The organism is Alcanivorax sp. HI0044 (assembly GCF_001634945.1).
In genome coordinates, this window is record NZ_LWEZ01001608.1 from 1 (window position 1) to 676 (window position 676).

Annotated in this window: 1 protein-coding gene; it reads left to right on the plus strand. The window is 56.1% G+C overall.

The genetic code is table 11. From position 1 onward, the window contains the following. Positions 1 to 64: 64 nt before the first annotated feature. On the plus strand, positions 65 to 676 hold a 612-nt coding region (locus A3730_RS24320), incomplete at its 3' end, for a hypothetical protein (protein WP_063539155.1).

The following is a 676-nucleotide window of genomic DNA, read 5'->3' on the forward strand; positions in this document are numbered from 1 at the left end:
CCAGCGCTCATCCCGAGCCCGTTGGCCATTAACGAAATAATCCGTAGGGGAAAGGGAGTCATCCATGGCTGCTAGCAAGGTGAAAGATACCGTCGAGGAACTTCAGGCTCAGATTCGCAAGCTGGCTGAGCGCTTCGACAAGGAACGTGAGAAGCAGATCGCACAGTTGGAAAAGCAACTGGATAAAGTGCGAGACAGCCTCAACCAGCAACTGAAGCGCCAGCGCGAATATTTCGCCAAGCTGGAAAAACTCCAGGCCGAGTACCGTGAAAAGGCCACCAGCACCGTAAAACGTCAGCTTGACCGCGCCCGCAAAACGGCAGACGAAACCCGCAAACAGGTGGATGATTCCGAAGCCCGCAAGCGCATTCTGGAAACCGAGGTCAAGGTTCTTAAGGCCACCGCCAAGCAGGCCCACAGCCTGGCACGCGTGATCGGCCAGTACGAAAAGGACCTGGAAAAGCGCGCCAAGGAAATCGAGCGCAAGGTAGCGCCAAAGAAAGCGGCGAGCAAAAAAGCCCCGGCCAAGAAAAAGGCCGCAGCCAAGAAAGCGCCCGCTAAAAAAGCCGCTACCAAGAAGGCACCGGCCAAGAAGAAAGCTACCGCCAAGAAAGCAGCAGCAAAGAAGGCTCCCGCTAAAAAGGCGGCGGCGAAGAAAGCACCAGCTAAAAAGGCG